Raw genomic sequence first — 20,288 nt, 5'->3', positions numbered from 1 at the left:
TTGATGCAGGAATGGAAAGAAGAAGAGTGTAAGCTTGCTGTTGAAAATGGGGAAACCTTTTGCTTATATTTATATACGCCTTTATGCGGCACTTGTCAGGTTGCATCCAAGATGCTGACGATATCCTTGGAGCTGTTTCCGGAATTGAAGGCAGGCAAAATGAATATGAACTATGTCCATGCAATTGCCGAATCATATGAAATCGAAAGTGTGCCTTGTTTATTGCTTTTCAAAAAAGGAAAGCTGCACAAAAAAATATATGCCTTTCAATCCGTTCCTTATTTGTACGGATTGCTTAAGGAAATCAGCTAAGAAACCAATCAGAACCGTGGTTGGTTTCTTTGTTGCGGACATTCGAATGCGAGATCGGAATTAAATAAAGAATATTCTAATAATTTATTGACTGATTTATTCTAAAATGCTATATTTTGAATTAAGTAATGGCAGAATTTAATAGTTCTTATCAAGAGTGGCGGAGGGACTGGCCCGACGAAGCCCGGCAACCGGTATAAATTTTATATACGGTGCTAATTCCAGCAGAGTGTTGGCTCTGGTAGATGAGGTGTGTTCTTGAGACCTCTTCTTGTTGAAGTGGTTTTTTTGTTTATAAAAGGCCAGATATCATATAATTCCAACTAAATCCATAGAAAAAGGTGAAATCATATGTCAGGGAAAAAGTTGCGTTTCGAAACATTGAGTGTTCATGGCGGTCTGCAAGCTGATGAAACAGGTGCACGTGCAGTTCCTATTTACCAAAGCAATGCATACTTGTTCAAAGACACCGACCATGCAGCGAATTTATTTGGCCTAAAGGAGAATGGCTATATATATACACGGCTTCATAATCCCACGGTCAGCGTTTTTGAGGAAAGAATGGCCTTATTGGAAGGCGGTATCGGCGGGTTGGCAACAGCAAGCGGAATGGCTGCCATCTCACTTTCAATCCTGAACATTGCCGCTGCAGGTGACGAGATTGTTTCAGCCTCTACATTATATGGCGGTACGTATAACCTTTTTGAAAATACTCTTCCCAAGTATGGGATCAAAGTGAAGTTCGTTTCTCCCGATGACCCTGAAAATTTCAAAAGGGCGATTACGCCAAGAACTAAAGCCATTTTTGCCGAAACGATCGGTAATCCAAGTTTGAGGGTGCTTGACATTGAAGCGGTAGCGAAAATCGCCCATGAAGCCGGCATACCTTTAATCATTGATAATACCTTTGCGACACCGTATCTTTGCAGACCAATTGATTTTGGCGCGGACATCGTCATCCATTCCGCTACAAAATGGCTTCTGGGAAATGGAACGACACTAGGCGGTGTCATCGTGGATGGAGGGAAGTTCGATTGGAACTCGCCAAACTACCCTGGCTTCACGGAGCCTGACCCAAGCTACGACGGTCTTGTATACGCCGAGGCAGTAGGACCTGCCGCATTCATAACGAAAGCCCGAGTTCAGTTACTTCGAGACTTAGGCCCTGCGCTAAGTGCCCAAAGTGCATTCCAGTTTACGCTTGGACTTGAAACGCTGCATGTAAGGATGAAAGAGCATCTATCAAACACCAAGTCTGTCATTAAATATTTAAAAAACCATCCTGCCGTGACTTGGGTTTCGCATCCTGGTGATGAGGATCATCCCGATAAAGCCCTTGCAGATAAATATTTACCTAAGGGAGCCGGATCTGTCGTGACGTTTGGAATACAAGGTAATCGCGAAGCTGGGGCAAAACTTATCAATTCGGTGGAATTATGGTCCCATGTGGCGAATGTAGGGGATGCGAAGAGCTTGATCATCCACCCAGCCAGTACGACCCATCAACAATTGAATGAGGCGGGTCTTGCGAAAGCGGGTGTGCGCGCCGATCAAGTCCGTTTATCCATCGGGATTGAAAATGTAGACGACTTAATAGAAGATTTGGAGCAGGCAATTGAAAATGCGACGAATATCGTTTCCTTGACTTCCAAAACGCTTTAACCAAAGTTCCTGTTCATTCTTGAACTAGAAATAATATACATTGCGCTCCTTTTTTATCTATGATAAAATTTCTCCATACTAAAGAACTTAATGATGTACAAATATTCTATATATTAGCTCTTATCAAGAGAGGTGGAGGGATGTGCCCGATGAAACCCGGCAACCGACAAGGAGATTTCCTTGGAAAGGTGCCAATTCACACAAAGTTTAATTACTTTGGAAGATGAGAGAAAGGCCTGTTTCTTCACCTGCCTTTCTGCTCATGCAGAAAGGTTTTTTCTGTTTTAATGGGGAAAACATGTGCATGATATGAGAAACAGACTAATAATGTAGAGAAATCAACTAAGTTCATAGGTTTTATTGGATAAAAGAGGTGAGGATTAATGATTACATTGACGAAAGTCAGTAAGCTGTTCCGAACAGGAAAAGGAAACAGTGAGACGATCAAGGCTGTAAATAATGTGAATGTTGAAATAAATAAAGGTGAGATTTTCGGTATCATCGGATACAGTGGAGCGGGGAAAAGTACTTTGATCAGAATGCTCAATGGATTGGAAACTCCTACAGAGGGATCCGTTGTGGTGGCTGAGAAGGAAATTTCAAAAATTAAAGGGGCTCAGCTCCGTAAGGCCCGTCAAGAAATCAGCATGATTTTCCAACATTTCAATCTATTATGGTCAAGGACCGTTCAGGAAAATATTTCTTTCCCATTGGAAATTGCAGGAGTTTCTAAAACTGAACGGACCAAGCGTGTGAACGAATTGATCAAGTTAGTCGGACTGGAAGGCAGGGAAAAGGCCTATCCTTCACAATTAAGCGGAGGGCAAAAGCAAAGGGTGGGAATAGCCAGGGCTCTGGCAAATAACCCTAAAGTGCTGCTGTGTGATGAAGCGACATCTGCCTTGGATCCGCAGACTACCGACTCCATACTCGAATTGCTTGTTGACATCAATCAGCGCCTAGGATTGACGATCGTCTTGATAACACATGAAATGCATGTAATACGTAAAATCTGTCATCGCGTCGCCGTGATGGAAAACGGGCAAGTTGTTGAACAGGGTCCTGTCCTGGATGTTTTCAAGAATCCTAAAGAACAAATGACGAAGCGTTTCGTGCAGCAGGTAACGGAACCAGAAGAAACGAAAGAAACGATGGACCATTTGCTCGAACGTTATCCTGCAGGCAAAGTGATTCAATTGACCTTTGTAGGTGATCATGCAGAAAGCCCGTTGATCACCAAACTTGTACGAAACTTCGAGTTGGATGTCAATATCGTTCAAGGTAAGATATCCCAAACAAGAAGCGGTTCATATGGAACATTGTTTATCCATCTTGATGGCACAGAGGATGAAATGCTCCGCGCAATCGAATTCATTAAAGCACAGCAGGTAGGCGTGGAGGTGATTACTCATGCTTGAAGAATTATTGCCGAATATTGATTGGGAAGACATTATTGAAGCAACGAAAGAAACGCTCTACATGACAAGCGTCTCTGTAGTGGCAACCTTTTTTATAGGCATAATATTAGGATTGATCCTGTTCCTGACAGGGAAGGGTAATATGTGGGAAAACCGGGTAATCAACGGGGTCATGAGTGCTATCGTTAATATATTCCGTTCCATTCCATTTCTTATTTTGATCGTGCTGCTCATTCCTTTCACTAAGGCACTTGTCGGTTCAATGATCGGAGAGAACGCTGCATTGCCGGCACTTATTATCGGTGCGGCCCCATTCTATGCGCGTATGGTTGAAATCGGCCTGCGTGAAATCGATAAAGGTGTAATTGAAGCCGCTAAATCTATGGGGGCAAAAACGAGCACGATCATTTGGAAGGTCCTTCTTCCAGAGTCGATGCCTGCCCTTATTTCCGGAATTACGGTAACATCGATTGCATTGGTTGGATATACCGCAATGGCCGGGGTCATCGGCGCAGGCGGACTTGGTAATCTAGCCTATTTGGACGGCTATCAAAGAAATCAAAATGACGTTACGCTTGTAGCGACGATCGTTATTCTAATTATCGTCTTCATAATTCAAATTATTGGAGATGTGATTACATCTAAATTGGACAAAAGATAAAAGGAGATGAATAGGGTGAAAAAGTTTTTAGGATTTGCATTAATTTTAGTGTTATCTATCGCTTTGGCTGCTTGTGGAAGTGAAAAGGATAAAAGCGGCAGTGATACAGAAAAAGAATCGAAGAAATTAGTTGTAGGGGCATCCAATGTTCCGCATGCTGAAATCCTTGAGGAAGCTAAGCCGCTTCTTAAAGAAAAAGGAATCGAATTGGAAATCGAAACATTCCAGGACTATGTTTTACCGAATAAGGCGTTGAATGATAAGGAATTGGATGCTAACTACTTCCAACACATTCCTTATTTGGAAGGGCAAATTAAAGAAAATGGATATGACTTCGTCAATGCTGGCGGAATTCATATCGAGCCGATTGCTCTATATTCACAAAAATATAAAAGCATTGATAAACTTCCGGAAGGCGCAACAATTATTATGAGCAGCTCTGTTGCTGACCACGGACGTGCGTTATCTCTATTAGAAAAAAATGGCCTGATTACATTAAAAGAAGGCATCGATAAAACGACAGCTACAACGAAAGACATCGTTGAAAATAAGAAAAACCTTAAATTCGATGCTGATTATGAAGCGGCCCTGCTTCCTAAAATATATGAGAGCGGCGAAGGCGATGCCGTCCTGATCAACTCCAATTATGCGATTGACGCTGGATTGAATCCGCTTGAAGATTCAATTGCGATTGAAGACTCTGAATCACCATATGTTAACGTTATTGCTGTTAACAAAGGTGATGAAAATAAAGAAGAAATCAAAACGCTAGTAGAAGTATTACATTCTAAAGAAATTCAAGATTTTATTCTAAAGGAATACAAAGGTGCAGTTGTACCGGTGGATAAATAATTCAAGAATGGCGGCCTGATTTAATTAAGGCCGCAGTTTGTAAACAAAAAGGTTCCGGAATGTTCTCATTCCGGAACCTTTTGATTTTTTATTGGATTTGAAGCAGTTAAAGCGATTTGTACTCACGATAGCCCTCTTTATTTGTTGTTGAGTGCCGATGGGCAGAGATAACAACCAAAACGCTCATATTACAAATAGCCATGGTTGCGGAGGAATCTTTCTTTTGTTCGAGGACGTGTACAGAGTAAAGCTGGTGTTTTGTTAGTTGCATCTGCGTCAATCAGCTTCAGGTTTTCCAACTTTCTTAATCACTTGTTCAACCAGATGCTCTTAAGAAACGACTATCATGAGTATTTCCGGGTGTTACTATCGTCCTCAACACAAATCCGTTACGGTCTGTCGCCGCATAAATGAATAGGCAAACTGTTTTGTTCGTTCAGCTTTTACATAATGCGTCGCTCATAATTTTTTCCGAACTTAGAAAAGTGAGGCACTTTATCATGGAAACCTTAACCGGCATGGAACGAATAAAGACTGTAGGTGAAAGTGATTCTATCTGATTGTTTAGTCTTAGTGGATTGGAACGGAAGGTACGAGACTCCTGCGGGAGACCCCGCAGGCGCAAAAGCGCCGAGGAGGCTTCTGGACCGCCCGCGGAAAGCGAGTGCCTGAAGTGGAAAGTAACGTTCAAATTTTGAAAACCTAAAAACTAAAAAACTGTAGATAAACTCATTGATCATCCAGTTTGTTTACAGTCTGCGGCCTAATTTAATTCATTTCATGTTTAATCAGAAAAGTAAAGGGTAAGAGATAATGTAAGCATTAAAATGATACACAAATTTGAAAGGATGGTTCACTATCAATACTCTAGATTTAAATGTAACAAGCGAAATGGAAAAGGCGATGCAGTCTTCACATGGGGTTGGCTACAGTGAGTACAGTAGAAACTTAGACCTCCGTATCGAGGTCGAGAAAGAACGGGATAGGGAACATGTAAAGTGCAATAAAATGGTCCAGGACCTACAACGCAAAATTCACGGATAAGCATATAAAAGAGTTCTTTAAAAGATCGGTCTGTAGAGGTAAAATGGAAAGTGGTCCATAAATAAGGGGTGCCTTATTGGATAAACTTACATAATGCCTGACAGTCCGATTTTTTTCTTTTTAAAGTGGAACGTTCATACCTTGCAATCGAATTCTTTGAACATATATTAATAAGGACGAAGATTTGCTGAATAATAAGATAATTTTAACAAAAGCTAAAATAAGTATGAATATGCAGGAAACGGGCTATATCTGTTAGTATTGTAAGAATAGGACGGGTTTTAAACATGGCAGAAGTGAAAACCCTTATCTATTTAGTTGATTCCAAATTGGATTTGTTATAAAATTGGAATGAGAATAAAGTGAGAATGCTTTTACGTAAATTACAGTAAAGAAAGTAATCATTACTTTCTGGTAATAAAATTGGAATTAGTTCACGGAGGTATTATTATGTCAGCTTCTACATTAACGGTTAAAGATCTTCACGTATCAATTGAAGGTAAAGAGATTTTAAAAGGGGTAAACCTTGAAGTCAAAGGTGGAGAAATCCATGCGATCATGGGACCAAATGGAACTGGTAAATCCACTTTATCATCAGCAATCATGGGTCACCCTAAATATGAGGTGACTAGCGGAAGCATCACATTCGATGGCGAAGATGTATTGGAAATGGAAGTAGACGAGCGCGCTCGTGTCGGTCTATTCCTAGCTATGCAATATCCAAGTGAAATCAGCGGTGTTACAAATGCTGACTTCTTGCGTTCTTCCATTAATGCACGCCGTGAAGAAGGCGATGAGATTTCATTGATGAAATTCATCCGTCAAATGGACCAAAAAATGGAGTTCCTTGAAATGGATGAAGATATGGCGCAACGCTATTTGAATGAAGGATTCTCTGGCGGAGAGAAAAAACGTAACGAGATTCTTCAATTAATGATGATCCAACCTAAAATTGCAATCTTGGATGAGATTGATTCAGGTCTAGATATCGATGCACTTAAAGTCGTTTCAAAAGGAATCAACGAAATGCGCGGAGAAGACTTTGGATGCTTGATCATCACTCACTACCAACGTCTATTAAATTACATCACTCCTGATTTTGTACATGTTATGATGCAAGGACGTGTCGTTAAATCAGGCGGTCCTGAACTTGCTGCCCGCTTGGAAGCGGAAGGTTATGACTGGATTAAACAAGAATTGGGCATTGAAGACGAAACTGTTGGCGAAGAAGCGTAAGTAGGAGGATTTGCAATGACTACAGAAACGAAATTACCGTTTGAACAAGAGGATATAAGCTCCTATTCAACTAAAAATAATGATCCAGCTTGGTTATCCGAGCTTCGGATTCAAGCGTTTTCTGAATTAGAAAAGCTCCCGATGCCAAAGCCGGATAAAACGAAAATCGATAAATGGAATTTCACTTCTTTCCAGACCCATACGGTTGATAGTGAAGCTTTTGCCTCTTTAGAGGAGCTTCCGGAAGAAATTAAATCCATCATTGAAGAAAATGAAAACTTATACATTCAACGCAATAATACGCCGGCACATATCAATCTGTCAGCAAATGTGAAAGAACAAGGCGTCATTTTTACGGATATTTTAACAGCGGCTCGTGACCATGCTGAGCTCGTGCAAAAATATTTCATGAAAGACGGCGTTAAGATAGATGAACATCGTTTAACGGCACTTCATGCTGCATTAGTTAATGGAGGAGCATTCCTTTATGTTCCAAAAAATGTAGAAATCAAAGAGCCGATCCAATCGGTATTCCTATTGGATAATCCAGATACTACACTTTTTAACCATGTCTTGATCGTAGCGGAAGATAATAGCTCTGTCACATATGTAGAGAACTACTTCTCAAGTGTTGAGTCTAACGAAGGTGTTGCCAACATCGTAACGGAAGTATTTGCAAATGCGAATGCCAAAGTGGAGTACGGAGCGGTCGATACCCTTTCTAAAGGCTTCACGACATATGTTAACCGCCGGGGAGTGGCAGGACGTGACGCTCGTATTGAGTGGGCACTTGGCCTGATGAACGATGGAAATACGATTTCAGATAATACAACATATCTAATGGGCGATGGCTCTCACGGTGATACTAAATCCGTTGTAGTCGGACGCGGGGAACAAAAACAGAACTTTACGACAGCGATCATTCATTATGGCAAACGCTCTGAGGGCTATATCCTTAAGCACGGTGTCATGAAAGAATCCGCATCCTCCATTTTTAATGGAATTGGGAAAATAGAGCATGGCGCTACAAAGTCTAATGCCGAACAAGAATCACGCGTATTGATGTTAAGTGAAAAAGCACGCGGGGATGCCAATCCAATCCTCTTGATTGATGAAGATGATGTAACGGCTGGCCATGCTGCTTCCGTCGGTCGTGTCGACCCGCTTCAACTGTATTATTTAATGAGCCGTGGTATTACTAAAAAAGAAGCAGAAAGACTTGTCATTCACGGATTCTTGGCCCCTGTTGTTAACCAGCTTCCAATTGAGGGAGTTAAAAAACAATTAGTAGCGGTCATTGAAAGGAAAGTACAGTAATGAACCCATACGAAATTCGTAAGCTTTTTCCGATATTAGATCAAGAAGTCAATGGTCAGCCATTAGTTTATTTAGATAGTGCTGCAACCTCTCAAAAACCGGCTGCAGTGATTGAAGCGATTGAGCAATATTACCGCGGATACAACTCGAATGTTCACCGCGGGGTGCATACACTTGGAACAAAAGCTACGGATGCGTATGAAGGTGCACGTGAAAAGGTACGTAAATTCATTAATGCTTCTTCTACAGAAGAAATCATCTTTACAAGAGGCACAACGACTTCTTTAAATACTGTAGCAAGAAGTTACGGTGGTGCAAATATTAAAGAGGGTGACGAAATCGTCATCTCCTATATGGAGCATCATAGTAATATCATTCCGTGGCAGCAGCTTGCCAAAGAAAAAGGCGCTGTACTGAAGTATATTCCGCTTCAAGAGGACTGCACGATTTCCCTTGAGGATGTTAGGGCAACAATTACGGACGCAACGAAAATCGTTTCCATCATGCAGGTTTCGAATGTACTTGGTGTTATCAATCCTGTGAAGGAAATCGCGAAAATTGCCCATGAACACGGTGCTGTAATGGTAGTCGACGGTGCGCAAAGCACGCCGCACCTAAAAGTGGATGTCCGTGATCTGGATTGTGATTTCTTTGCCTTCTCAGGACATAAAATGGTCGGTCCAACAGGTATCGGCGTATTATATGGCAAAAAAGAACTTCTGGAAAAAATGGAGCCGATTGAATTCGGCGGAGAGATGATCGATTTTGTAGGTTTGCAGGAGTCTACATGGAAAGAACTCCCGTGGAAATTCGAAGGCGGTACCCCAATCATTGCCGGCGCCATCGGCCTTGGTGCTGCAATTGATTTCTTGGAAGAAATCGGCTTGGATAATATTGAACGGCATGAACATAAGCTCGCTGCTTATGCAATGGAAAAAATGTCAGCAGTCGAAGGGCTGACCATATTCGGTCCTAAAGATGCAGAAAAGCGTGCGGGTGTAATAACCTTTAATATTAATGACGTACATCCACATGATGTCGCTACCGTTCTTGATGCAGATGGAATTGCTGTCCGTGCCGGTCATCATTGCGCACAGCCATTAATGAAATGGCTTGACGTATCATCGACGGCAAGAGCAAGTTTCTATCTATATAACACGGAAGAAGATATTGATAAGCTCGTATCCGGGCTTGTTAAAACGAAGGAGTATTTCAGTAATGTCTTTTGATAACCTAGATACACTTTACCGACAAGTCATTATGGATCACTATAAGAAACCGCGTAATAAGGGCATGCTAGAGGATGGCAGCATGACAATCGATATGAATAATCCAACTTGCGGCGATCGGATTCGTTTAACGATGAAGATTGAAGATGGCAAGGTCAGCGATGTTAAATTCGATGGTGATGGTTGTTCGATATCCATGAGCTCGGCTTCCATGATGACTCAAGCCATTAAGGGCAAAGACGTGGATACTGCCCTAGCGTTATCCGAGACTTTTTCCTTAATGATCCAGGGAAAAGAATACGACGATGAGATGGACCTTGGGGATATTGAAGCCCTACAAGGTGTCTCTAAATTCCCAGCCCGAATCAAGTGTGCTACCTTAGCTTGGAAAGCCATGGAAAAGGGATTGAAGGAATAATTAAATTAAAATGAGCTGTTGTAATTCAGCCATTTGAAATGGAGGAATACGAGCTATGGCAAAGAAAATGCCTGAAATCGGCGATTATAAATATGGCTTTGCGGATAAAGATGTTTCCATCTTCCGTTCAAAGCGTGGTCTGACAAAAGAAATCGTGGAAGAAATTTCTCGAATGAAGGATGAACCGCAATGGATGCTTGATTTCCGTTTGAAATCATTGGAGCATTTTTACAACATGCCAATGCCTCAATGGGGCGGCGACATGCAGAGCCTGAATTTTGATGAAATCACATACTATGTTAAGCCATCAGAGAAATCAGAGAAATCTTGGGATGAAGTTCCTGATGAAATCAAACAGACTTTTGATAAATTGGGAATTCCTGAAGCCGAACAAAAATATCTTGCCGGCGTATCGGCTCAATACGAATCAGAAGTGGTTTACCACAGCATGAAAGAAGAATTGGAAGATTTGGGTATCGTATTTAAAGATACGGACTCGGCACTACGTGAAAATGAGGATATCTTCCGTGAGCACTTTGGAAAAACGATCCCGCCCACTGACAATAAATTCTCTGCATTGAACTCGGCAGTTTGGTCAGGCGGATCTTTCATCTATGTACCAAAAGGCGTTAAAGTGGATACTCCGCTTCAAGCTTATTTCCGGATCAACTCTGAAAACATGGGGCAATTCGAACGTACGCTAATCGTTGTTGATGAAGGCGCATCCGTTCACTATGTAGAAGGTTGTACAGCTCCTGTTTATACAACTAACTCCCTTCATAGTGCGGTTGTTGAAATCGTCATTAAGAAAGATGCTTACTGCCGTTACACGACGATCCAAAACTGGGCAAACAACGTGTTTAACCTGGTTACGAAACGTGCGGTTTGTGACGCTAACGCAACAATGGAATGGATCGATGGTAACATCGGTTCCAAATTGACAATGAAATATCCTGCTGTCATCTTAAAAGGTGAAGGTGCTCGTGGTATGACATTATCGATTGCCATTGCCGGCAAAGGCCAACACCAAGATGCTGGAGCAAAAATGATTCACCTAGCTCCAAATACATCTTCAACTATCGTATCTAAATCAATTTCTAAACAGGGCGGTAAAGTAACATACCGTGGTATCGTTCATTTCGGACGTAAAGCGGATGGAGCTCGTTCCAACATTGAATGTGATACATTAATCATGGATAATCAGTCTACATCTGATACGATCCCTTACAATGAAATCTTGAATGATAACATTTCCCTTGAACACGAAGCGAAGGTTTCCAAAGTATCTGAAGAACAATTGTTCTACTTGATGAGCCGCGGAATTTCTGAGCAAGAAGCAACGGAAATGATCGTAATGGGCTTCATCGAACCATTTACAAAAGAACTTCCAATGGAATATGCGGTTGAAATGAACCGTCTGATCAAGTTCGAAATGGAAGGCTCCATCGGATAATAACCGACTGGCCTGCCTGTAAGGCGATTTAGGATAACCATTCATACAAAAGCCTGCCGGGTCTGACTGGCAGGCTTTTTGTTTTGATATTCACACCCTTATACCAAAGATTAGATATGGCTCAAAAAGGGTAAAAAATAATAAAGAAGAAGTCCAGTAATTGGGGCCTTTCCAAAGGAGTGATGATGCAGATGATTTATGTTGGTGTGACCGGTTGGGGTGATCATGATAGTTTGTATCATGGCGGTGTGTCCCAGCGTGATAAACTCAAAGAGTACGGTGCACATTTTCCCGTTGTGGAGGTGGATGCCTCATTCTATGCAGTCCAGCCAAAGAGGAATAGTGAAAAGTGGGTATCCGAGACGCCAGCATCATTCCAGTTTGTCGTTAAAGCCTATCAAGGGATGACAGGACATCAGCGTGGGGAAATCCCATTTGAAAGTAAGAAGGAAATGTTCAAGGCATTTTGCGACTCTCTGGAAGCTTATCAGAAGTCCGGCAAGCTTGCGATGGTCTTATTTCAGTTTCCGCCATGGTTTGATTGTAAACGGGAAAATGTGAATTACCTGCGATGGTGCAAAGCTGAAATGGGCGATATTCCAGCTGCCATTGAATTTCGGAATCAAAGCTGGTACAGGCCCAATGTATTACAGCAAACTTTGGACTTTATCGAAAAGGAAGGCTGGATCCATACTGTATGCGATGAGCCGCAGGCTGGAGAGGGATCCATTCCTGTCGTTCTGCATGCCGCCGGTAAAGATAAAACCCTGATACGCTTTCATGGCCGTAACCTGCATGGTTGGCAAAGGCCTTCCTCAGGTGATAATTGGCGTGAAGTCAGGTACTTATATAGATATAATCATCAGGAATTGACAGAATGGGTGGAGAAAATCAGGAAATTGGAAAAGGAATCCAAGGAGATATATGTCCTGTTCAATAATAACTCAGGAGGAGATGCCGCTGATAATGCCAAACAAATGATTGAGTTGCTTGGTATAGAATATGAAGGGTTGGCTCCTAAGCAGCTTGGTTTGTTTTAAGGGGAATTATATAATTAATAAAGAGATGATGTGACAAGCTAGAGAGGTAATATCCTCACAAACAGGTAAAGGCGGATTTCTTCATGGTATGGTTAGTATTAGTTGGTATTGGATTATTAGCGGGAGCAATCGGCGCTCTTGTCGGTCTGGGCGGCGGCATCATCATTGTGCCTTCTCTTTTATATTTAGGTACATCTACGAATATTATCGATGAGCTGACTCCTCAGGTCGCCGTAGGTGTTTCAACCGTAATCATGATTTTTACCGGCTTATCTTCTACTTTATCTTATTTAAAACATAAAGTGGTGGATTATAAGGCCGGCTTAATCTTTTTTATTGGCAGTGCACCTGGTGGAATAATAGGGGCTAATGTGAATAAAAACCTTAACGCCGAAGCTTTTTCATTGTACTTTGGAATTTTCATGGTTTTCATGGCTATCGTGTTATTAGTGAAAAATCGTTTGAAGCCAATGCTTTTCAAGCCTGGAAAAGGGAAAATAGTGAAGACGTATAAAACAGAAAATGGACATTCATTTTCCTATGGTTACCACCCCCTGTTGGCTGTATTGATTTCTTTTGTCGTGGGATTCAGCTCCGGGTTATTTGGAATTGGCGGTGGGGCCTTAATGGTTCCCGTCATGATGCTTCTATTCTTCTTCCCTCCGCATATGGCTGTTGCGACTTCGATGTTTATGGTATTTCTATCTTCCATCACTAATTCGATTACGCATATTTCTCTTGGGAATGTAAATTGGCCATATGCTTTTGCCCTGATTCCGGGTGCTTGGTTCGGTGCTAAATTTGGCGCATTCATCAATACGCGCCTAAAGAGTGCATCGCTGGAAAATATGTTGAAAATAGTGCTGATAATCATTGGTTTACGTCTTATATATCAAGGTATTACAGGATAAACGAGGAGGAGAAATGATGTCAGAAATCATTCATTTGTATCACACCAATGATCTCCATAGTCATTTTGAGAATTGGCCTCGTATTGATAAGTTTCTTAAAGAAAGAAGACAACTTCATCAAGAAACGGGAGAAGAAGCGATCATACTGGATATAGGCGATCATGTGGACCGCTGGCATCCATATACGGAAGGTACTTTGGGTAAAGGAAATATTGAACTGCTTAATGAAGCGGGCTACCAATATGTGACCATCGGCAATAATGAAGGGATCACTTTACCTCATGATGCGTTAGACTCCTTATATGATCGTGCAAAGTTCAAGGTCTTGGCAGCCAATGTTTATTACGGTGATTATGAAAGGCCGGAATGGGCGCTGCCATATTGGATACATACGACGGTAAAAGGCACCAAAATTGCCATGATAGGTTTGACAGCCTTTTTTCAAAAGTTTTATTCTGCGATGGGCTGGGAAATATCAGAACCATTCGTGGAGTTAAAGGCACAGCTCGAAAAGGTCAAAACAGAGGCGGATGTAATCATCATCCTTTCCCACCTGGGCATCCATGATGATGAGAGGATGGCAGAGGATTTTCCGGAGATTGACATCATACTTGGTGCGCATACCCACCACATCCTCCACCAAGGTAAATTGATCAATGATACACTCCTTTGCGGTGCAGGGAAATATGGTTTCTATGTTGGACAGGTGGAAATGACCGTCAATCAGGAAAAGAAAGTTAGCCATAAGAGTGCCATTCTTTATGATACCAATGACTTTTTGGAATTGGAGAATGAACGGTCATGGATTGAAGAGATATACCAGGCTGGAGGGGAAATGCTAAAACAGGTTGTAGTGGATTTACCCGAAGCACTGGATAATGATTGGTTCAAAGGAAGTCCTTTGACTGAACTCCTTGGGGATGCCCTAAGGGAGTGGACTCAGGCGGATTGTTCCTTTTTGAATGCCGGTCTTCTGCTCGAAGGGCTGCCAAAGGGACCTGTCACAAAAGGGGATATTCACAGAATCTGTCCACATCCCATCAATCCTTGCGTCGTTGAAGTTAATGGGAATGAATTAAAAGAAATCTTAATGCAATCGAGAAATGAGGAGTGGCCTCATATTCAGGTGAAAGGTTTCGGTTTCCGCGGAAGAATCATGGGAGTCATGCATTATGATCAAATTGAATTTAACGAAATGGAGAATGGAATCGTAAAAGGGATACTTATAAAAGGGGAGAAACTGCAAACGGATAAGTCCTATAAACTGGCAATACCTGATATGTTCACGTTTGGGCACTTCTTTCCAAGTATCCAGCGCTCCAATCGCAAGGAATACTTACTACCGGAATTCTTACGGGATATCCTTTTATGGAAGCTGGAAAAAATATACGCAAACACCAAACTCTAAATCACGGTTTCGCCCTTTTTTTCATAAAGTATCGGGAAGAGAGGGGCGAAACCAATTGATTAACATGATACCAATAATTCTTGATAATCATACATTCCTAGCCATTTCTGTCCGACTTCCCAAAACGAATTTACTTGCTATCGCGTCCGAAAAAGGGTATATAATGTGCGGTGCGTTAGATGTTGGACTGCTGAATGATAAATTGAGAGATCGTAAAATCCTTGCAGGAAGGGCCACAGGAGTTAAATCGATTGAAGAACTATTGGAAGCGCCGCTTGAATCAGTTACCTGGGAGGCTGTGGAAAAGGGCATTCATCCAGGAATGATTGGTAAAGAGGCATTAATCAAAATGATTTGAAAAGGGGGGCTTTCTTTTTTCCAGAAGGGGGCCTTATTTTTTTATCAAAGAAAATGCTGATATTTTTTCAATAAATGCGTTCAAACAGATTCATTTATCAAAATATTTTCCGATAATACTAACAAAGGAAAGAAACGGTTCGATTTACAAATATTGAACGGGGAAATGGAGTACAAGTATGAGGCTAGCTATTACAGAGTCCCTAAGCCCTGGAGCAAGGCTCGGTAAACACATCTATAATGAGCGGGGCCATATCCTATTGTGCGAGGGTCTTACTTTAACGCAGAGAATGATCAATCGACTGGTGTCCCTTAATATTCCCTTTGTTTACATTCAAGATTCCAGGACGGATGACATTATTGCAATGCTCCCAGTGTCAGGGAAACTACGAAGAGAAGCCATTAATACGATTGAAACCACTTTCCTGGACATGAAAAACAAAATGAACCTTGCTGGGTCATTCACGATAGAGCAGGCTAACGTCAAGTTCACTCAAATAGTTCGGAACATCATGGGCGAGCTGAAAAGGAATAAAGAGTTAATGACTTTATTGGCTGACGTTTATACATACGATGACTATATCTTTACTCATTCCTTCAATGTGACCTTATATACCCTGGCAATCGGGATGGAATTGAATATCAATGATAGGAATCTCGAAATTCTTGGGCTGGGAGCGATTTTACATGATGTCGGCAAAATGCTCGTGCCTTTGGAGATCCTCCATAAACCCGGTAAGCTGACGGAGAGTGAGTTTGAACAAATCCAAAAACATGCCGATTACGGATTCCATCTAATCAAAAATGTTCATACCGTTTCCCTTTTAGTTGCGAATTGTGCCTATCAGCACCATGAACGGTTAGATGGTTCTGGATATCCCCGTGGGATAAAAGGGGATGAAATCCATTATTTCGGCAAGATCATTGCCGTTGCCGATGTGTTTGATGCCGTGACTTCCAACCGGGTTTACCGTAAGGCCATGCTGCCGCATCAGGGATTGGAAGTCCTTTATGCCGGAGTCGGGAAAAAGTTCGACAATATGATCATCGAGGCTTTCCGCCGGGCGGTTGCCATTTATCCTAATGGTCTATCCGTTGAATTGAATGATGGAAGGAAAGGGGTAGTATCCGCTCAGAACGAGGGGATAGGAGACCGCCCCATGATAAGGATACTTGAAGAAGATGGGGAGCAAATCAAGGAGCCATATGAAGTGGACCTGAATAAAAACCTGCATTTGCTTATCATGAAATGTCTCAATATACAAGAACCAGCCTAACCTCAAGGATAAGCTGGTTTTTTCATTCCTTGTTTTCCTTCATGATGGGAGGTGCCACCGAACTGTTTCCGTTACTAAAATAACTTGGAACATCACCTTCGATCAGCAGGCTTCCGACTGTCACTTCCTGACTCACCTTGGTCTCCTTTGTGAAAGAGGGGATGACGATTTGAATATTGACATCAAAATCCACAATCAATTCATAATAAACATTATTGATGCCTGCGTTTGTCAGTTTTGTCCTCAAATCCGATTCAACATTCCCGATGACCGACATTTTCACTGGGATTTCAGGTCCGTAATTGGAAAGAAGGTTATTCCCGGTTACGACACCAAATGGTATATAATAGACCACACTTTTATATTGTTCATCATTTATTTTGGCTGAACCTGTTTTAAAAGGGTTTCCCTGTTTGATGCCAAGCTTTTTTTGAATATCATTCGTAATGTTAGCCCGCAATTCACTGTATATGACCGGATTGAAGCTATAGGAAGAACTGGAGCCCTTACCACCCTTGTTATTGGTGATGATTTTGTTCATATCAATCTTCGCTATATTCTCATCAACCGATTCATGAATCGTTTCCGTTGCAATCCGTTTGATTTCATATTCGGCTACACTCATGATCACGGGTTCGATTGATTTGTCCACGTACCAAAGAGTCATGATGCTTGATATGATAAACAGGATAAATGAATAGAGAAATACTTTTCGGGTGGGAAGAGGCCCCTTTTTTCGGAATTTCTTCGTTCGAAATCTTTTTCGGAACACGCTTTAGCCCCCTTTACTAATAACTATGCATTAAGTTCAGGGGTTTATGTTCGAATCAAAAAAAAGCAGCGTAAAATTCACGCCGCTCACTTTTGCTTTTTAGACAGATCTTTCCTTTCCCACAATCTTAAATAGGGGTAAGGGTCAAAGCTCCATTCTGTAATTCCATTGTCTTTGTACATTCCGTAATGAAGATGGGGAGGGAATTTTCCGGAAGTTCCTGGAGGGCCGTAACCTGTACTGCCGACACCTCCGATGACTTGTCCGGGCTCGACGATTTGTCCGACTTTCAACCCTTTGGCAAAGCCGCTTAAATGGGCAAAGTAATGATAGGTATTATTTAAATCCCTTATCCCAATCCGCCATCCGCCAAATTTATTCCAGCCTTTCATTTCGATGATTCCATAGCTCGTGGAACGAACAGGGAGGCTATAGTCCGCAAAAATATCAGTGCCCTCATGGATTCTCCTTCCGCCCCATCCACGAGCGCTTCCCCATGTATTTAAGTACGTATAATGAGTTCGTACTGGAACCGGGAAGGCCTTTTCATGTAGATCCAACCGGCCATATTTTTTATAAATCTCGGCATTGCCGATAATGATGCTGACGGCTTTATCTCGTTTATAATAATCCCACAAGCCGATCCGGATATTATCTTCATCAGCACCATAAGATTGGAGATGCTTCGAAAAAGCATACAATCGATCTGTATCAGTAGTGATATCAGCTTTGCCATCACCATTTCCATCCTGGCCAAACCCATCAAAAAATGTGATCGTGAGCGGGTTCACATCGTTTAAGTCAGGATTGAGGGCCCCGCTCCACTTTGAAGGCTCGGTGTGGATGCCTATTAAACCCTTTGCCGGCTCCAAATCCCTCCGTGCAGCCCTGAGGCTGTGCTCATATTGATCAGCTCCAGCAAGGTAATACCACGGGATTTGGAGGGTGGCCTCCATATTTTTATATAGCTCCATTCTCCCGGCATAAACATCTGGGGTATCGGCAGCATTAGCCGCTTGGCCTGGTGCATTCAAAATAAACAAACAAGTTATGGTAAGAAGGAATAATTTTTTCAACGGGGCAGGCTCCTTTCATGACATTTTCCGTATTTAAAAGACATCAGTCCATCCATCTTTTATAGTTTTGCTGATTTAGCTATAAACATGAAAAATAAATAATGGGAAACCAACTATAACTTGTATAAATGCTTTTTTATTGTTAAAGTAGGGTGTGTTAATTTCTATAGAATGGAGTGGCATTTTCATGTCTTCTACAAATAAAGAAATTCTTCGTAAACCAGATTGGTTGAAAATAAAGCTTAATACTAACGAAAATTACCTCGGTTTAAAAAATATGATGCGCGAGAAAAACCTTCATACTGTTTGTGAAGAGGCAAAATGTCCGAATATTCACGAATGCTGGGCAGTGAGAAGGACGGCTACCTTCATGATCTTAGGTGAAATCTGTACAAGGGCTTGCCGTTTTTGTGCTGTTACAACAGGACGTCCGAATGAATTGGACTGGGCTGAACCGGAGCGTGTTGCCGATTCCGTCGTTTTGATGAATTTAAAGCATGTCGTCATTACAGCTGTTGCCCGTGATGATTTAAAGGATGGAGGCGCTGAAGTTTTCGCTGAAACGGTCCGTGCCATCCGACGCAAAAATCCATTTACATCAATTGAAGTATTACCGTCTGATATGGGCGGGGTGTTTGAAAATATCAAGACTTTGATGGATGCTAAACCAGATATCCTGAACCATAATATAGAGACTGTCAGAAGTTTATCCGACCGTGTACGGGCTCAAGCCAAGTACGAACGTTCATTGGAACTTTTAAGAAGAGCCAAGGAACTGTATCCGGAAATCCCGACAAAGTCCAGTTTAATGGTAGGTTTGGGTGAAACTCGGGAGGAAATCCTTGAGACCATGGATGACCTAAGGGCTAATAATGTGGATATCATGACGATCGGCCAGTATTTGCAGCCGACTAAAAAGCATTTAAAGGTGCTGAAATACTACACGCCTGAGGAGTTTGCCGAGCTGAAGGAACGTGCATTGGAAAAAGGCTTCAGCCATTGTGAATCCGGCCCGCTTGTCCGTTCATCCTACCATGCGGATGAACAGGTTAATGCTGCGGCAAAACATAAGCAAAACAAAGGTGAAGAATTATTGAAATAGAGTGAAATAAAGGACCGAAAAAATTCGGTCCTTTTTTATTAACGGTTATCCATTTTTTGATGGATGTTATCGTGATGATCTCTTTTATCGTTAACCATTTCCCCGTTTTCATTTTCTTCGTCACTCATTTTGTACCCTTGAGGCGACTTTAGCATTCTTTTGATGGTTTGTTCGATCGTATAGTCGATCCCTTTGCTGCCGGATTTCAATGTAGAGAAGTTTTCGACATCTTGGGCAAGGGTTTGATAATCATCACTGACGTAGACATGATAGTAGCGAGGCACGATGGACATGGCAGTGCGTTTGACTTGGTCTGCGGTTTCCGTCCGATCCTTGGCATTGGTATCATATACGACAAGCACTTCCTCATCAGTAACGAGGGTAGCGGCATCATTGACATTTGGAATCTGAACACTCAGTTTAGAAATGACATCAGAAAGTTGTTCACGGTCAATGGAAGCAGCTTTGTTGGAAATGTTACGGCCATCAATGGTTGCACTATTAGTGCGGGTAAAACCGAAATCATCACTCTTATTGTCATTATTACGATAATCCTCATCATAATATTGAGTTGGATTATTTACGTTTGTTGGGTTACCGGCATGGTTTTTTGCACCGAGCCCCTGATCTTTTTCTTTATCAGCACATCCGGTTAGTGCAATAATCGAGCTTAAACCTATCGTTATTATTGTTTTTTTCATCAATAACACCCCCGTAACTTTAGGATGAACATATTTCTCTAT

The 20,288-nt window shown here is 41.8% G+C and carries 19 protein-coding genes, 1 pseudogene and 2 riboswitches; of the genes and pseudogenes, 16 read left to right on the top strand and 4 right to left on the bottom strand.

Annotated features, from left to right (window positions below; translation table 11 throughout):
• Window positions 1-3 precede the first annotated feature (3 nt).
• The 5 genes from MKY17_RS26055 to MKY17_RS26035 all read left to right on the top strand — a co-directional run bounded on the left by MKY17_RS26055 (window position 4) and on the right by MKY17_RS26035 (window position 4,905).
• Entirely contained in the window at window positions 4-312 is a 309-nt protein-coding gene (locus MKY17_RS26055) for a thioredoxin family protein (RefSeq protein ID WP_098371655.1), read from the top strand.
• Between the two features lie 145 nt (window positions 313-457).
• A riboswitch (SAM riboswitch) is annotated at window positions 458-564 on the top strand.
• 99 nt (window positions 565-663) lie between these two features.
• Entirely contained in the window at window positions 664-1,974 is a 1,311-nt protein-coding gene (locus MKY17_RS26050) for an O-acetylhomoserine aminocarboxypropyltransferase/cysteine synthase family protein (RefSeq protein WP_339201086.1), read from the top strand.
• A gap of 117 nt (window positions 1,975-2,091) precedes the next feature.
• Window positions 2,092-2,204: riboswitch (SAM riboswitch) on the top strand.
• Window positions 2,205-2,357: 153 nt separating this feature from the next.
• On the top strand, window positions 2,358-3,392 hold the full coding sequence (locus MKY17_RS26045) for a methionine ABC transporter ATP-binding protein (protein ID WP_076368177.1): 1,035 nt from the start codon (window positions 2,358-2,360) through the stop codon (window positions 3,390-3,392).
• Window positions 3,385-4,053: a methionine ABC transporter permease gene (locus tag MKY17_RS26040; protein WP_076368176.1), complete on the top strand. Its 669-nt coding sequence runs from the start codon at window positions 3,385-3,387 to the stop codon at window positions 4,051-4,053. Before MKY17_RS26045 ends, MKY17_RS26040 begins: the two co-directional genes overlap by 8 nt.
• Before the next feature lie 15 nt (window positions 4,054-4,068).
• Window positions 4,069-4,905, top strand: a complete 837-nt coding sequence (locus MKY17_RS26035; RefSeq protein ID WP_144549460.1) for a MetQ/NlpA family ABC transporter substrate-binding protein — start codon at window positions 4,069-4,071, stop codon at window positions 4,903-4,905.
• Window positions 4,906-5,014: 109 nt separating this feature from the next.
• On the opposite strand, the pseudogene MKY17_RS26030 reads toward MKY17_RS26035, so the two are convergent.
• Window positions 5,015-5,364: pseudogene (locus tag MKY17_RS26030) on the bottom strand (IS5/IS1182 family transposase); the annotation flags it as partial.
• 1,035 nt (window positions 5,365-6,399) lie between these two features.
• Between MKY17_RS26030 and sufC the strand changes: the two are divergent.
• The 10 genes from sufC to MKY17_RS25980 all read left to right on the top strand — a co-directional run bounded on the left by sufC (window position 6,400) and on the right by MKY17_RS25980 (window position 16,595).
• Entirely contained in the window at window positions 6,400-7,185 is a 786-nt protein-coding gene (sufC, locus tag MKY17_RS26025; protein ID WP_034310141.1) for a Fe-S cluster assembly ATPase SufC, read from the top strand.
• Between the two features lie 15 nt (window positions 7,186-7,200).
• Window positions 7,201-8,502, top strand: a complete 1,302-nt coding sequence (gene sufD / locus MKY17_RS26020) for a Fe-S cluster assembly protein SufD (RefSeq protein ID WP_098371487.1) — start codon at window positions 7,201-7,203, stop codon at window positions 8,500-8,502.
• Complete coding sequence (locus MKY17_RS26015) at window positions 8,502-9,731, top strand: cysteine desulfurase (protein WP_098371486.1); 1,230 nt, start codon at window positions 8,502-8,504, stop codon at window positions 9,729-9,731. The genes sufD and MKY17_RS26015 overlap by 1 nt, the downstream gene beginning before the upstream one ends.
• Window positions 9,721-10,149, top strand: a complete 429-nt coding sequence (sufU, locus tag MKY17_RS26010; RefSeq protein ID WP_098371485.1) for a Fe-S cluster assembly sulfur transfer protein SufU — start codon at window positions 9,721-9,723, stop codon at window positions 10,147-10,149. The genes MKY17_RS26015 and sufU overlap by 11 nt, the downstream gene beginning before the upstream one ends.
• Before the next feature lie 55 nt (window positions 10,150-10,204).
• A complete protein-coding gene (gene sufB / locus MKY17_RS26005) occupies window positions 10,205-11,602 on the top strand; it encodes a Fe-S cluster assembly protein SufB (RefSeq protein WP_098371484.1) in 1,398 nt (465 codons plus the stop codon).
• A gap of 191 nt (window positions 11,603-11,793) precedes the next feature.
• Entirely contained in the window at window positions 11,794-12,642 is an 849-nt protein-coding gene (locus MKY17_RS26000) for a DUF72 domain-containing protein (protein ID WP_098371483.1), read from the top strand.
• A gap of 83 nt (window positions 12,643-12,725) precedes the next feature.
• A complete protein-coding gene (locus MKY17_RS25995) occupies window positions 12,726-13,553 on the top strand; it encodes a sulfite exporter TauE/SafE family protein (RefSeq protein WP_098371482.1) in 828 nt (275 codons plus the stop codon).
• A 16-nt stretch (window positions 13,554-13,569) separates the two neighbouring features.
• A complete protein-coding gene (locus MKY17_RS25990; RefSeq protein WP_144549462.1) occupies window positions 13,570-14,961 on the top strand; it encodes a bifunctional UDP-sugar hydrolase/5'-nucleotidase in 1,392 nt (463 codons plus the stop codon).
• 55 nt (window positions 14,962-15,016) lie between these two features.
• Window positions 15,017-15,319 (top strand): DUF1805 domain-containing protein, encoded by a 303-nt coding sequence (locus tag MKY17_RS25985; protein ID WP_098371480.1) that lies wholly within the window; start codon window positions 15,017-15,019, stop codon window positions 15,317-15,319.
• A 178-nt stretch (window positions 15,320-15,497) separates the two neighbouring features.
• Window positions 15,498-16,595, top strand: a complete 1,098-nt coding sequence (locus MKY17_RS25980) for an HD-GYP domain-containing protein (protein ID WP_098371479.1) — start codon at window positions 15,498-15,500, stop codon at window positions 16,593-16,595.
• Window positions 16,596-16,617: 22 nt separating this feature from the next.
• On the opposite strand, the gene yunB is transcribed toward MKY17_RS25980, so the two are convergent.
• Window positions 16,618-17,367, bottom strand: coding sequence for a sporulation protein YunB (yunB, locus tag MKY17_RS25975; protein ID WP_098371478.1), 750 nt, complete (start codon window positions 17,365-17,367; stop codon window positions 16,618-16,620).
• Window positions 17,368-17,453: 86 nt separating this feature from the next.
• Window positions 17,454-18,404, bottom strand: a complete 951-nt coding sequence (locus tag MKY17_RS25970; protein ID WP_339202461.1) for a M23 family metallopeptidase — start codon at window positions 18,402-18,404, stop codon at window positions 17,454-17,456.
• A 226-nt stretch (window positions 18,405-18,630) separates the two neighbouring features.
• Between MKY17_RS25970 and lipA the strand changes: the two genes are divergently transcribed.
• Window positions 18,631-19,545 carry a lipoyl synthase gene (gene lipA / locus MKY17_RS25965; protein WP_063234033.1) on the top strand — a complete coding sequence of 305 codons (915 nt, stop codon included), beginning with the start codon at window positions 18,631-18,633 and terminating at the stop codon, window positions 19,543-19,545.
• A gap of 38 nt (window positions 19,546-19,583) precedes the next feature.
• Here lipA and MKY17_RS25960 read toward each other — a convergent pair whose 3' ends face one another.
• The gene (locus MKY17_RS25960) at window positions 19,584-20,246 is read right to left on the bottom strand and encodes a YhcN/YlaJ family sporulation lipoprotein (protein WP_098371477.1); all 663 of its coding nucleotides are present in this window, start codon (window positions 20,244-20,246) and stop codon (window positions 19,584-19,586) included.
• Window positions 20,247-20,288: the final 42 nt, after the last annotated feature.

Origin of the sequence: Peribacillus sp. FSL P2-0133, from assembly GCF_037975445.1 — a bacterium.
Lineage (GTDB): Bacteria > Bacillota > Bacilli > Bacillales > DSM-1321 > Peribacillus > Peribacillus simplex_E.
Note: the sequence above shows the minus strand (reverse complement) of the source record. Positions and strands in the feature narration are given on the sequence as shown.